This window comes from Cytobacillus horneckiae (assembly GCF_002835735.1).
GTDB lineage: Bacteria > Bacillota > Bacilli > Bacillales > Cytobacillaceae > Cytobacillus > Cytobacillus horneckiae.
On record NZ_PISD01000008.1, the window covers coordinates 23,945 to 37,268 of the forward strand.

Here is a 13,324-nt window from a genome sequence, read left to right on the forward strand (position 1 = left end):
GCTGTTTTTATTTCTCAGTGAACCTTCAAAGTATTGTTTTATAGCCTGCTGCAACTCTCCATGTTATTTGTTCCTCGCATCAAAGGGGTGTTGCTTTTTTGTCAACTGACTTCGGTTTATCGTAACCAGTCACATCGGTAAGCTTCGAGTTGAACCAGAAATCGGCTATATGTAGGCGCTAACAAAAGAGGAATTCAGAGGATATCTCCTTGGATCATTCTGCTGTATATCAAAGGGTGAAAATATTAAAAGAATATGGTGGGATTTTCATCTGCATTGCGATTACTAACAAGGGAGGAACAAGAAAATGAAAAGAAATATATTGGCAGGAGCAGCCATGTTATTCATATTGACGGGCTGCACAAATTCCGTAAAAGAACAACAATCAGAAGGAGAAACGATGGAGCATGGGGCCATGGAAGGTATGGAGGGGCACATGGACCATGATAATGTCACTCCTCTTCAAGCCTCCGAAGGAACTCAAGAGTTGGTCATTCCGCCTCTATTGGATAAACAGACTGACTCTGACTTCGAATATGAGGTAGTCGCACAAGAGGGCACGACGCAATTCTTTGATGGCTCCATAACCAAAACCTACGGATACAATGGCAATCTGTTGGGACCAACTGTACGGCTGAAGGAAGGGGAGACCGTCAAAGTAAAGGTCCGGAATGAGTTGAACGAACCAACGACTTTCCACTGGCACGGCCTTGAAGTACCGGGATCTGAAGATGGTGGTCCGCATGATGAAATCAAGCCAGGTGAAAGCAAGGTCGTTACCTTAAAGGCTAATCAACCTGCAGCAACACTATGGTACCATCCGCACGCGCATAAGAAGACCTCTGAACAAGTATTCAAAGGACTTGCTGGGATGCTCTATGTGGAAGGAGCGGATCAGGATTCTGCGGGCCTTCCGACAAGCTACGGATTGGATGACATACCACTCATTTTTCAGGACCGTATTTTTGATAAGAACCTTCAACTGAATTATGATGAACTGATGAATAGCGATGGAACCATCGGTGATGTGTCACTCGTAAATGGCACAGTCAATCCGAAACTGACAGTGACTCAACCGGTGATGCGTTTTCGAATCCTTAACGGTGCAAACGCACGAAATTATACTTTACGATTGAGCAATGGTGCCTCATTCACTCAAATTGCTTCGGATGGCGGGTTATTGGAAGAGCCAGTTAAAACGGATGAGATTACACTATCTGCTTCAGAACGTTCAGAAATCCTGATTGATTTCTCCGAAATGGATTCCAATGAGACTGTTGCTATAACCGATGAAGAAGGAACGATTCTGCTTCCATTTGATTTGGCTTTTGAGGGTGAAGCAACGAGAAAATCCGTTGAATCATGGACATCCGATGAACCCTTCCTGACGGAAAAGGAGAAAGACCTCCCAATCTCTAAACAGATTGAATTGTTTGGAATGATGGACATGGTCACAATCAATGGCAAGAAATTCGACCCTGAACGGATTGATTTGAGACAGAAGAAAGGCGTCCCGGAAGTATGGGAAATCTATAATAAACCCGATAATATGGGTGGGATGATTCATCCATTCCATATCCATGGCACTCAGTTCAAAATCATATCACGGGACGGAAAGGAACCGGCACCGAATGAGCAAGGCCTGAAAGACAGTGTACTCATTGAACCGGGCGAACGTGTCAAACTGCTCGTCACCTTTCCTGAAGAAGGCACCTATATGTATCACTGTCATATTTTAGAACATGAAGATAACGGTATGATGGGGCAGGTAGAAGTTTACTAATTTTATCAAAAAAGACTTTACAGAGTGGACAGGCCGAATCCAATAAGACAGCTAACAGAGAGTAAGACCCCACCTCAAAGTTTAGAGGAATCGAAGAAGCTTAGGTGGGGGATAACCATATGCGAATACAGCTATGAATAGGGAACAATGGCTACAACTTGTTAGTCGTCTATGGAAAACGGAGTAGAATTGCCATCATGTATATGTAAATGTAATTACACTAATTAATAAAATTACCCGTCACAAGCAGAAAATGGAGAGCTTACAGCACAGTAAAATGATACTAATGGATATTGATTCGCTAGAAAAGCACCGAAGTAATTTTACTAAAGAGACAACTTAAAAAAATTCAAGTTAAAACAGTTAATAGATGGCGAGAAAAAACAATAGAATGTTATTTTGCCTCTGTGTTAATACTAGAAAAAACTTTTTATGGCATGAAGCCAAGGCTAAAGGTCCGTTGTAATCGGGTATACAAGTATTTTATCTATCAATCCCATTCATACATAACATGATAAACTATAACAGTAGATTTCGTTTTAGGGAGGATTGTATGACAAATCAGCATTGTCCTATTTGTGGTGAACAAAATCGTTGTATGGTAGATAATGAACATCCTTGCTGGTGTTTCGAAGTAGGTGGATTTCCAAAGGAACTATTAAATAAAGTACCTGAAGAAAGTAAAGGAAAACAGTGTATATGTAAAAAATGTCTAGAAGCTTTTAATGAAGGTCAGCCGCAGAGTAAATAATTTATTTACTCCTTTCTTTGTATGTTGGTTTTTGTTGAATTTTCTATCAATTCAGAGTTATTCTTTTGAGTTTAGAGAGTAAACTTGTAGAATAGAAGAGAGGAGTGATAAATGTGGTAGAAAAAATTGCAGGAAATAGCTTATTGGAATCTGTACCTTTTGGTAAAGGTGTGCTCTCTAGCAGAATTGTGATGGCACCAATGACACGAGGTTTTTCACCGGATGGAATACCTGGTGAAAATGTTGCTGAATATTACCGCAAAAGAGCAGAGAATGGTGTTGGTCTGATTATAACAGAGGGGACGGCGATTAATCACCCAGCAGCCGTAGCACACCCTGATATTCCACATTTTTACGGTGAGAAAGCATTAAAGGCATGGTCTAAAGTGGTTAATGATGTCCATCAAGCAGGAGGTAAAATCATTCCGCAATTATGGCATGTGGGGGCAGCGCGAAAAGCTGGCAGTGCTCCAAATGTTGACTCACCCCCTGTAAGTCCTTCAGGTATTACTTTAAAAGGAAAGAAAAATGACAAGATTAAAGCTTTATCGAATCTTGAAGTGAAAGAAATGATCAATGCCTATGCAGAAGCTGCGGCAAATGCAAAGCGAATCGGATTTGATGGTATTGAACTCCATGGTGCACACGGTTATTTAATTGACCAATTTTTATGGGAAGTGACAAATAAGCGCAGTGATGAGTTTGGTGGACATCGCAGTGAGCGTTCAACCTTTGCAGCAGAAATTGTGAGAGCATGTAGAAAAGAAGTGGGCCGTGATTTTCCAATTGTTTTCCGTTTTTCACAGTGGAAGTCAACGGATTACCATGCGAAGCTTGCCAATAATTCAAAGGAGCTTGCAGAAATACTTACACCTTTAGTAGATGCTGGGGTTGATATCTTTCACTGTTCCACTAGAAGAATATGGGAGCCTGAATTTGAGGATGAAGATCCGGCTTTAAATTTAGCAGGATGGACGAAAAAACTTACTAAAAAGCCGACTATTGCTGTTGGGTCAATCGGAATTAATCGTGCATACCTCAGTAATCAGGATAATGGGACTGTCACGATTGAAAAAAACCTAAAAATTGTCGATGACAAAGTTAGAGCAGGTTACTATGACTATGTAGCCGTAGGTCGGGCACTGCTGGCTGACCCTGAGTGGGTTGTAAAATTAAAAGAAGGAAAATTGAACGAGGTAAGGTCATACACGAAAGAGGCTGAAGGTTTTCTTACTTAATTTTAACCTTAAGTGTTAAAAAGCGTAATTGTGAGATGTTTACGATTTTACTTGCTAAAGCTTCATTTATTTTTACCCCCATCTAAAGCAAGACGGGGGTAATTGTATTTTAAGAATTTTTTAGTATGGTAACATCCCTATTACTGCTAGTGACAGCTTTTAATTACGCTCTTCTCCTACACCAAACATTTTAACGAGATAATCTTTTTCTTGTTCTTCACTGGCGATCCCAGTTGCTCTCCCTTCCCAACGTTCTTGCAGCCTCCACATCTCGTTGTGATCATTATCAACTAAATTGAAATTTCCTTCTTTCCATCTGTTTAAAATTGATAAATATTGATCTGCAGTTTCGTATCCATTTTTGTTTTCTTCTACCATTCTAATGAGTGTTTCTATTCTTTCTTGCGTAATCATAATTGATCCTTCTTTTTGATCCGCAATCACCTTTTGATGAGACATTTGTTGTATAACTTCTCGTACTAAATTTTCATGAAATGGTCTTTCTCCGCTTTTCCATTCATCAATCCACCTAGAATGCACAACATTTTCTTCTCCCATTTCTTCATCAATAATTGATTCAAATTCTTTCTTTTTTAATTCAGTTTTAAGTCCATCTATTTCCTTTTTTAGTGTTTCTTTTTCCTCTTGCTCTTTTGCGAATGCTGCTTCATATTCTCCGTTGATTCCTTGAATCCATAGCGCTCCGCTTCCAATGACTACTGCAAAAGCTAATATCCCGCCTATAATTTTATATAGATGCTTTTTTTTCTTCAATTTTATCCCCCCTGTTTTGGATAATATTTGAATTTTTCAAGAGAATATCATAACGATTTGTAAATTGTAAACATTTATTTGTGATAATACCTATCAATAAAAAGCCTCCACCGACAAATTGATAGAAGAACGATAGCTTTCTTCTGGAAAGACATTATTACGTTACCCAATACTTATAGTCAATTGAATGGTGCCTTCTGACTGTTTCTGGTGAGTTTCTTCCTAATTTAAAAAAAATGATAAAAACAACTAACTGAGGAAAACGTAGGATTTTATATTTTTTTTGGCAAAAGTTAATGATTTAAAGTTATGATAAGTAGAGTAATATTCAGAATATACTGTATTTTTTGATATCAAATGAAATCTAGTATTTGTTATAGGGTTATTTCCTTATTCAAATAGATAGAAAGCTTACACAAAAAAATAAGGAGGTGGCTGATCCGCCAATTAGTGAAGAAGTTGTGCTAATTAATATTTTCATATTTAAGGAGGCTATTATGAGAAAAAATCTTTTGAAAAAAATGATGGCATTTGCTGCAATGGTAACGTTATTGCTAATCCCGGTAAGCGGACTGGCTGCTCAAGTCGAGGGGAATAGCAACCATGTGGAGAAGGATTGGATGAGTTACGTAGAACTGGTACAAAAGCTAAATCAAATTAAGGAGGCCAGTTCCGGCAAGGTCGAGGTCGAAGTGATCGGGCAGTCACGCCAAGGACGTGAAATCCACGCTGCCCGTGTAGGGACAGGTGACCAACTGTTGCTGATAAATGGTAACATACACGGTAACGAGAAGAGCGGACCAGAGGCACTTATGCAGATGTTCGAGACCCTAGGAACGAGCGATAGCCCCCTTGCTCAATCTATCCGTGATGAGGTAACCATAGTTGCCGTGCCGCGCCTTAACGTTGATGGTGCCGAGTTAACTCAACGGCAAAACGTATTTCCATGGGACGAGGTTGTTGCAACTTATCCACTACTTGAAGGTGCTGAACCTGCCTGGTACTATCATGCAAGAAACCGCGGCTTTGATATTAACAGAGATTTCAACCCGGATTTGAACTACGAACCATTGCTTGAGGATTTGCCTGGCACTAGTGCTGATCTTGGCTTTTTCCTAACGAATGAGTCACAAATCCTTAGAGACTTATATCTTGATTTAAAGGATGAGTTCGGTGAAGTAGAAGCTTTTGTCGACCTTCATCACATGGGTACGACAAAGACCAATAAAACGGGTGAGGATGTCACGATTGCGATAGACTACCCGCCGCTAGGTCCAGACGACAGCCAAAAATACGCTGATTGGCCGAAATTGGATCAAGATAAGTCCAAGCGCTACGCATTAGCCGCTGCTCTTGGTGTGAAGGAATTGTCGGACAATGAGGAGCCTGGTGTGTCCCAGTATATACACCCGGAGGAACGTGATTTACCTGGTCAGGCTAGGTCGTCATTTGCACTAAATGGAACGGCAACTGTTCTGTTCGAAATGCCCGGTCAACAACCTGCATTTGGCTATGATCAAGAATTGATCGATCGCGTGGAGAACGGGTTATGGGGCATTGCCTCTCGCATGGCAGATGATTCTATCAATCGTCTCAACGGTGATGACTTTCTAAGCCTGCCGAAATATTGGACTGAAAGTGCATCTGACATGAAAGACCTTGTTACGCGCTTCACTAAAGAGGGCATGTTCGAGAGCGATACTGTAGCCAGGTCATTAGCGACTCATTTGACTGTTGTAGAACGTTTTGAAAAGCAGGAGAATGGCGCGAAAGTTGTCAAGCATACTGAAGGCTTTAAATTTTTACTAAATCATTATAAAGAAGAAGGGATGATTGCTCAGGAAGCGTATAACAGGCTCCAGAGCGATGCCAATTATTTGATTGGAAAGTGGTAGAAGTTTTATATCCTTTTAAGATACAGGAATTTGCGGCTATCCAATGTCCTGCATAATGAGTCAATCCTACGAAAACAACTTTATGATTCGTAAAACAAATAGTGGATATGAAAAAAAACAGGATGCGCCATAAAGAGTTTGTCCATTTAGGAAGTCAGCCGGAGTTTTATTCTTACGGGTGGCCTTTTTTTTGTCACTAGCTAATACCCCATGCCCGTTCAATAAGGGAGTTTTTGTAAGGTGTTTCTCCATTCATCAATTCTCAGCTTTTCATGTTATAATATTTCTAGCAAATAGGGATTTTATTGAAATCTATTTAAATGTCACTTGGCATGCGTCAAGTTTTTTAGTGAAATGCGAGGAGGAAATATTTTGAACGAGAAGGAATCGAAGCTACTATTAGTTGATGGAATGGCACTGCTATTTAGAGCCTATTTCGCTACGGCCGTGACAGGGCAATTTATGATAAATTCAAAAGGGGTGCCTACGAACGGTGTTTATGGGTTTGTTAAACACTTTTTGACTGCGGTGAACCACTTTCAGCCAACCCATGTTGCTGTATGCTGGGATATGGGAAGCAAAACGTTTAGAACCGATATGTATGACGGCTATAAATCAAATAGGCCTGAAGCGCCGATTGAGCTAGTTCCTCAATTCGATCTAGTAAAAGAAGTTGTCGAATGCTTTGATATTCCAAATATTGGTCTGCAAGGATATGAAGCAGATGATTGCATCGGCACCATTGCCAAAGCAATGAAGCATGAAACAGAAGTAATGATACTTACTGGTGACCAGGACATTCTCCAATTACTAGAGGACGATATATCGGTTATCCTATTGAAAAAAGGGTTCGGTAATTACTTCGTTCATACACAGCATACCTTTTTTGAAGAAAAAGGGATCACACCGAAACAGATGATTGATCTGAAAGCGTTTATGGGCGATACGAGTGATAATTATCCTGGTGTAAAGGGCATCGGTGAAAAAACAGCATTAAAACTGCTACAAACGTATGAGCATATTGAAGGCGTTCTTGAAAACATAGAGCAGCTTACAAAAGGACAAAAAACTAAAATCGAACAAGATTTAGACATGCTTCATTTAAGCAGGCAGCTCGCTGAAATTAAATGTGATGTTCCAGTCACATGTTCATTAAGTGATTCCATTTTTAATATGAATATCGACAAAGTGATGAAAAAATTTACAGAAGTAGAGCTTCGCGGGATGAGTAAGTTTTTAAGCAACAGCAAAGTAATCGTTTAACGATGTGGAAGAGGTCCGCTGCTTTCATTTAAGCAGCGGGCCTCTTATTTTTTAGAGGGTTATTTCCATTGTCTTCATATGCTCGCTATTTAAAATTCTCGCTGCCTCAGGCTTTATTTCCATTAAAACATAATTAGGATCATCTGCTCCGTTAAACCAGTTGTGAAAAGAATCGTTCCAAAATTCTTCCTTTAAATCTTTGTCTTCACTTATACTGCAAATCCCAGTAACTTCTACATATTCATCATTAGAGCCTTTTTCTACATAGCCTAATAAGGCTGCTACATGAGGGTTATTTTTAATTTCTTCTATTTTCTCTGTATTCTTTTTCGTTGGTGTATAAAGAATAAAGTCTTTCATAAAGAATGTCATGTAGCGCACATGCGGCTTGCTATTTTCTACTGATGAAAGAACGCCGATTTGGTGATTGGAAATAATCTTTTGAACGAGTTTTTTTAAATCTTCCTTATCCATTTGAGTCCACCTTCCTTAATGAAGAGTACCGAATTCCTTCATACAATCCCGAACAACTGTCACACCTTGGCTAAGAGCAGCTCCTCCGCCAAACGCTGCACTGACTGCAACAGCTTCCAAAATTTCTTGTTCGGTGCAGCCTTGGTCAAGGCATCCCTTTGTATGGTAAATCATGCAGTATTCATCCTGTGCCTGGATACTGATGCCTAAAGCAATTAATTGCTTTTGTTTTTGCGATAGTGATCCTTCTTTAAAACACTCTTCTGTAAAAGAATTAAATTTCTCCGCAAAATCTGGCAACGTTGTTGAAAGTTCGCCTAGCCCTTCTTTAAATCTAATTAATGAATTCTCACCATTTGTTTGATATTGATTATCCATAGCATTCTCTCCATTTCGTATTTTTTCGCACATTTTATTATGACCTTAAGTCAATCCTTCTATTTTTCCATAAAAAAAGAATTATATTATCGAATACATTTACACAAAATTTAATTATTAAAAGAATAGAGGTGGCAAGATGGATTACCATGCTGGAGACATTGTTTATGTATTTTATAGAAACCCCCATACTCAGGATGTGGCGAACATCCAAGCAGCTGCAGTCGTCAACAATCCTGAAAATCCTGGTGAGTTAGCGCTATTTTTATACGAAACATATTATCCATTATCGAATGATATGGCGATATACACTTCTGAAGAAGAAGCGAATGAGGCATATTCATACTATTATGGTGATGTGACTGAAGGGATGTTGAACGATTGAAGCCCTTTAATCCGAAATTAGTCTATATTGAGCCTAAAGCGCTCGAATACCCATTAGGTCAAGCTTTAAAAGAAAAGTTTGAAAAGTTGGATGTGGAAATACGCTATACGACATCTCATAACCAAGTCAGAAACTTGCCAGGCGATAATGATTTTCAGAAATATCGCGTAGCTAAATCCACGTTAGTTGTAGGAATCAGGAAAACATTGAAATTTGATACTTCTAAACCTTCGGCAGAGTATGCCATCCCATTTGCAACAGGCTGCATGGGGCATTGTCATTATTGCTATCTTCAAACGACAATGGGAAGCAAGCCATATATTCGCACCTATGTTAATGTAGATGAAATATTGGAGGCCGCAGATCAGTACATGACTGAACGTGCACCGGAAATGACAAGATTTGAAGCTTCATGTACATCTGATATTGTAGGAATTGATCATATTACCCATACATTGAAACGAGCAATTGAACATTTTGGAGAAACCGAATATGGGAAGCTGCGTTTTGTAACGAAGTTCCATCATGTAGACCATTTGCTAGATGCAAAGCATAACGGTAAGACGAGGTTTCGTTTTAGTGTCAATGCGGATTATGTCATTAAAAACTTTGAACCAGGTACTTCCCCATTAGTGAAAAGAATTGAAGCCGCAGGCAAGGTTGCCAGAGCTGGCTACCCTTTAGGATTCATTGTTGCGCCGATTTATTTGCATGAAGGCTGGGAAGAAGGATATTATCAAATGTTTGAGCGCCTTGAAGCAGAGCTGCCTCCTGAAGCAAAGAAAGATTTAACATTTGAATTTATCCAACATCGTTTTACTAAGCCGGCGAAAAGGGTAATAGAGAAGAATTATCCGATGACTAAGCTGGAACTAGACGAAGAAAAAAGAAGAAATAAATGGGGGAAATATGGCATAGGTAAATATATTTATCAAAAGGATGAAGAAGAGAAGATGAAAGCGCATTTATACAGTTATATGGAGAAGTTTTTTCCGGAAGCCAAGTTAGAATATTTCACATAGAATCTAAGTCTTTAGAAGGAGAAAAAAGGTGGAAAGTTGTCGAATAATACGATAAAATTAGACCAAAATGATTGTTGAGGAGAGGAATGGGGCAATCTGTGAAAACGGTAGAGGAATTTTTACTCCATTTACAGGGGAAAGGCTTTCAATTCGAAGAGGATAGCGTAGGGTTTATATACTTTGGGAAGCATTATACGAACGCCCCAGATGAGCTTGTGAACGTGGCCATTGAAGTGACCTTAAAAGCACAGAAGACTTTTGATGGAAGTTTTTACGTTTCGTTTTTGGAAAATCTGATGTCAAATAAAATTATTGGCCGTAAAGCTGCCATTAAATATGCGAAGGAAACATTGCTGATTTCAATATAAAAAGCTGCTTACAAAGCTAAAGGTTATTTGATTAATGTTTTATAGTGACAAATATGGCGCAGTTAGAGTGATTCGTCATTTTAACTGAGGTTTAAAGTGATGAATAATGCCCGAGAAGAGCGATTTGTCACTTTAATTGGGATTTAAAGTGACAAACAGTACCAGCATAGAGTAATTCGTCATTTTAACTGAAGTTTAAAGTGACAAACAAGACCAGCAAAGAACAATCTGTTATTTTAACTAATAATTAAAGTGACAAACAGTATCCGTATAAGCATTCGGAAACTCCATTCATAGGCAATTTGCCATCAGGCTAAGACGTGTAATGTTATACACGTCTTTTTCTAACTCAGATAGCTGATATCCTTTTTCTAGAAGGCAATTCTGCAAGAACCATTCCGATAAAAATAAAAGCACATCCTAAAACAGCACTATACGAAAGGCGGTCACCTGCCCAAGCAAAGCCTGTGATGGCGGCAAATACTGGCTCCATGGCAAATATGAGAGCGACCCTTGTAGGAGAAGTGTATTTTTGAAAATAGGTTTGTGCTAAGAAGGCAAGAGCTGTTGCAAAAACGGAAGTAATGATGAGTGCCATGATTACCTCACTGGAAAATAAAATCTCTTGCCGCACAGCTGCTTGCCAATCTTCCAATAAGAATGCAAAGGTGGTCGATAACACAGCGACGGTTGTAACTTGAATGACTGTTAATAGCAAGGCTGGGTATTTAGAAGCGTATTTGCCAGTAAAAATAATATGTAAAGCAAAACCAAAAGCGCACACAAATACAAAAGCATCGCCTTTATTAAGAGAAACCATATCAGTCATAGTTAATAAATATAATCCTATTGTTGCAATGCTCACGCCGATTATTGCGTTTAAGCGTAATCTTACTTTTAAAAATAGCAGGGCAATAAGCGGCACAAGTATGACGCTTAAACCAGTGATGAATCCAGCCTTTGATGAAGAAGTATATAAAAGCCCCAATGTTTGAAATGCATAGCCGATAAATAACCATACGCCGATTAAAATACCGGCAAGTAATATTTTTATATTTAATTGCTTTAGTTGTCCTTTTTGGAAGATGATTAAAAAGCTGCCTAAAAGGATGGCTGCAATAAAAAAGCGAAACCCGTTAAAAGAGAATGGTTCAAGAAATGCAATCGCATTTTGTACAAGGACAAAGGTGACTCCCCAAGTAAAGGCAATAAATAGAAGGCTGATATCAGCTAGAAGTTTCGATTTATTCATTGTATGATTCCTTTTCTATCGGTTTTTTCTGATGGCTGCTCGAGCCAGTTCATCTGCTGCTTTATTTTCAGAACTTGGTATCCACTTCATAAAAAATAGATCTAGCTGCTGACTAAGAGTCAATGCTTCTGAAAGGAGTGGAGCAAACTTTTTATTCTTTGCAAATTCCTTTTCAACTGCAGAATTGACAGCCTGTGAATCTGTGCGAAAAGATGCGGTTTTATATCCTTTGTCAATACAAATATGAAGTCCATGAATGAGTGCGCGATATTCCGCTTCGTGATTTTCCATTATTCCAAGTGGAATGGAGTGACGTTCTACTTCTCCGTTGATTTTTATAAAAATACCGGCACCGCTAGGACCAGGGTTGCCTGCACTTGCTCCATCTATATACACTTCAATCATTGTCAGCCTCCTTATTCATATATAATTTAATTGTTTTCTACATATCATGAAGGAAATAAACTAAAAGTAAGTGTATCATAATTATAAAAAGATGCGGTACATAATTATACATTTAGGAAGGTTGTAAAAACATGAAATATAAACTGGAATGGAATTATAAACTAAAAGGAAAAGAAGAAATTAGTGTTTCTTCTGACTGGATAGATGGGGAGTTAGCTATTCTCCTTGGGGAAGATATCGAAATGTCAGGCAAATCAAAGGAGCTTATATACTACGACGAAACAGGAACCTCATGGACTTTAAAGGAAATGAAGAAGCTTCTTACTGAAATTGAAGAAGAGCCTCATGATATAATTGTTTTCTTTGATGGCGGTTATAATAATACGAATCAACAATCAGGACTTGGAGCGGTTGTCTATTATAAACAAGGAAAGAAAAAGTTTAGAATTCGAGCAAATGAAGTTTTCCATGAGCTTGAATCAAATAATGAAGCGGAATATGCAGCGATGTATTTTGCTGTCGGTTTATTAGAAGAATTAGGAATTGGACGTATGACTTGTGAATTTAAAGGAGATGCCCAAGGGGTTTTAAAGCAGATTGCAGGAGAGTGGCCTTGCTATGAAGAAACCTTGAGTAATTGGCTGGACAAAATAGAAGAAAAAATCGAGGCATTAAGAATTCACGCGACGTTTACACCTATTCCGAGAAATGATAATAAGGAAGCGCATAAGCTAGCTGCTCAAAGCTTAGAAGGAAAGAGGATTCATAGTAAAATGCAGTTGTTATAAGGAAAGGGAGTCGGTAATGGAGAAGAAAAAAATAGTGCAGGAAGTAGAGAGCATAATGGATCAATATTGTGACGAATGCTTTTTATATAAATACCACCGCAAAGAAAAAGGAAGAAATTTTGCCCATCGGTTTTGTATTACTCAGTGTACAGTCGGCTTAAAAATAAAATCAATTGGTAAAGAGCTAAATTAAACAAATAAAAGGCTGGCATTTGCCAGCCTTGTTTATTATAGGATTAAAGTTTTACAACGTTTGCAGCTTGTGGTCCGCGGTTTCCTTCAACGATTTCAAAAGAAACTTCTTGACCTTCTTCTAAAGATTTGAAGCCTTCGCCAGTGATAGCTGTGAAGTGTACGAATACATCGTCTCCACCTTCAACTTCGATAAAACCGAAACCTTTTTCATTGTTAAACCATTTTACTTTACCGTTTTGCATATTAACTTATCCTCCTAAACCTTTGAAGACCATTTGCCTTCAGAAAAAATTTTCATCCAACATAAACATACTGCAATATTATTATGGAATATAGGAAATATATTCTGTTAA

Annotated in this window: 17 protein-coding genes; 11 read left to right on the plus strand and 6 right to left on the minus strand. The window is 38.6% G+C overall.

The window, feature by feature from the left end; all coding sequences use genetic code 11:
- The first annotated feature begins 276 nt into the window (after window positions 1-276).
- The 4 genes from CWS20_RS28560 to CWS20_RS03315 all read left to right on the plus strand — a co-directional run bounded on the left by CWS20_RS28560 (window position 277) and on the right by CWS20_RS03315 (window position 3,772).
- A complete protein-coding gene (locus CWS20_RS28560) occupies window positions 277-447 on the plus strand; it encodes a hypothetical protein (protein ID WP_241504133.1) in 171 nt (56 codons plus the stop codon).
- A 40-nt stretch (window positions 448-487) separates the two neighbouring features.
- Window positions 488-1,783, plus strand: a complete 1,296-nt coding sequence (locus CWS20_RS03305; RefSeq protein ID WP_241504134.1) for a multicopper oxidase family protein — start codon at window positions 488-490, stop codon at window positions 1,781-1,783.
- Between the two features lie 553 nt (window positions 1,784-2,336).
- On the plus strand, window positions 2,337-2,534 hold the full coding sequence (locus CWS20_RS03310) for a cysteine-rich CWC family protein (protein WP_066200356.1): 198 nt from the start codon (window positions 2,337-2,339) through the stop codon (window positions 2,532-2,534).
- Window positions 2,535-2,647: 113 nt separating this feature from the next.
- The gene (locus tag CWS20_RS03315; protein ID WP_083957461.1) at window positions 2,648-3,772 is read left to right on the plus strand and encodes an NADH:flavin oxidoreductase; all 1,125 of its coding nucleotides are present in this window, start codon (window positions 2,648-2,650) and stop codon (window positions 3,770-3,772) included.
- Window positions 3,773-3,931: 159 nt separating this feature from the next.
- Here the strand turns inward: CWS20_RS03315 and CWS20_RS03320 are convergent, their stop codons facing one another.
- The gene (locus tag CWS20_RS03320; RefSeq protein ID WP_066200354.1) at window positions 3,932-4,546 is read right to left on the minus strand and encodes a DUF6241 domain-containing protein; all 615 of its coding nucleotides are present in this window, start codon (window positions 4,544-4,546) and stop codon (window positions 3,932-3,934) included.
- A gap of 620 nt (window positions 4,547-5,166) precedes the next feature.
- Here CWS20_RS03320 and CWS20_RS03325 point away from each other — a divergent pair.
- Together CWS20_RS03325 and CWS20_RS03330 are read left to right on the plus strand one after the other, a co-directional pair.
- The gene (locus CWS20_RS03325) at window positions 5,167-6,441 is read left to right on the plus strand and encodes an FIMAH domain-containing protein (protein WP_241504141.1); all 1,275 of its coding nucleotides are present in this window, start codon (window positions 5,167-5,169) and stop codon (window positions 6,439-6,441) included.
- 372 nt (window positions 6,442-6,813) lie between these two features.
- Entirely contained in the window at window positions 6,814-7,704 is an 891-nt protein-coding gene (locus tag CWS20_RS03330) for a 5'-3' exonuclease (protein WP_066200349.1), read from the plus strand.
- A gap of 51 nt (window positions 7,705-7,755) precedes the next feature.
- On the opposite strand, the gene CWS20_RS03335 is transcribed toward CWS20_RS03330, so the two are convergent.
- Window positions 7,756-8,178 (minus strand): pyridoxamine 5'-phosphate oxidase family protein, encoded by a 423-nt coding sequence (locus tag CWS20_RS03335; RefSeq protein WP_066200347.1) that lies wholly within the window; start codon window positions 8,176-8,178, stop codon window positions 7,756-7,758.
- 15 nt (window positions 8,179-8,193) lie between these two features.
- Complete coding sequence (locus tag CWS20_RS03340; protein ID WP_066200345.1) at window positions 8,194-8,556, minus strand: carboxymuconolactone decarboxylase family protein; 363 nt, start codon at window positions 8,554-8,556, stop codon at window positions 8,194-8,196.
- Window positions 8,557-8,695: 139 nt separating this feature from the next.
- Here CWS20_RS03340 and CWS20_RS03345 point away from each other — a divergent pair, with 139 nt between their 5' ends.
- The 3 genes from CWS20_RS03345 to CWS20_RS03355 all read left to right on the plus strand — a co-directional run bounded on the left by CWS20_RS03345 (window position 8,696) and on the right by CWS20_RS03355 (window position 10,331).
- Complete coding sequence (locus CWS20_RS03345) at window positions 8,696-8,941, plus strand: transcriptional regulator SplA domain-containing protein (protein ID WP_066200342.1); 246 nt, start codon at window positions 8,696-8,698, stop codon at window positions 8,939-8,941.
- Window positions 8,938-9,963 carry a spore photoproduct lyase gene (gene splB / locus CWS20_RS03350; protein ID WP_066200339.1) on the plus strand — a complete coding sequence of 342 codons (1,026 nt, stop codon included), beginning with the start codon at window positions 8,938-8,940 and terminating at the stop codon, window positions 9,961-9,963. The genes CWS20_RS03345 and splB overlap by 4 nt, the downstream gene beginning before the upstream one ends.
- An 86-nt stretch (window positions 9,964-10,049) precedes the next feature.
- Complete coding sequence (locus CWS20_RS03355) at window positions 10,050-10,331, plus strand: DUF6123 family protein (RefSeq protein ID WP_066200336.1); 282 nt, start codon at window positions 10,050-10,052, stop codon at window positions 10,329-10,331.
- Window positions 10,332-10,680: 349 nt separating this feature from the next.
- Here CWS20_RS03355 and CWS20_RS03360 read toward each other — a convergent pair whose 3' ends face one another.
- Both CWS20_RS03360 and CWS20_RS03365 read right to left on the minus strand, forming a co-directional pair.
- Window positions 10,681-11,583, minus strand: a complete 903-nt coding sequence (locus CWS20_RS03360) for a DMT family transporter (RefSeq protein WP_066200333.1) — start codon at window positions 11,581-11,583, stop codon at window positions 10,681-10,683.
- A 15-nt stretch (window positions 11,584-11,598) separates the two neighbouring features.
- Window positions 11,599-11,988: a reverse transcriptase-like protein gene (locus tag CWS20_RS03365; protein WP_066200330.1), complete on the minus strand. Its 390-nt coding sequence runs from the start codon at window positions 11,986-11,988 to the stop codon at window positions 11,599-11,601.
- 131 nt (window positions 11,989-12,119) lie between these two features.
- Between CWS20_RS03365 and CWS20_RS03370 the strand changes: the two genes are divergently transcribed.
- Together CWS20_RS03370 and CWS20_RS03375 are read left to right on the plus strand one after the other, a co-directional pair.
- The gene (locus CWS20_RS03370; RefSeq protein ID WP_066200328.1) at window positions 12,120-12,776 is read left to right on the plus strand and encodes a reverse transcriptase-like protein; all 657 of its coding nucleotides are present in this window, start codon (window positions 12,120-12,122) and stop codon (window positions 12,774-12,776) included.
- 16 nt (window positions 12,777-12,792) lie between these two features.
- Window positions 12,793-12,969, plus strand: a complete 177-nt coding sequence (locus CWS20_RS03375) for a zinc-finger domain-containing protein (protein ID WP_083957460.1) — start codon at window positions 12,793-12,795, stop codon at window positions 12,967-12,969.
- Window positions 12,970-13,012: 43 nt separating this feature from the next.
- Here the strand turns inward: CWS20_RS03375 and cspD are convergent, their stop codons facing one another.
- Window positions 13,013-13,213 (minus strand): cold-shock protein CspD, encoded by a 201-nt coding sequence (gene cspD, locus CWS20_RS03380; RefSeq protein WP_053476725.1) that lies wholly within the window; start codon window positions 13,211-13,213, stop codon window positions 13,013-13,015.
- Window positions 13,214-13,324 lie beyond the last annotated feature (111 nt).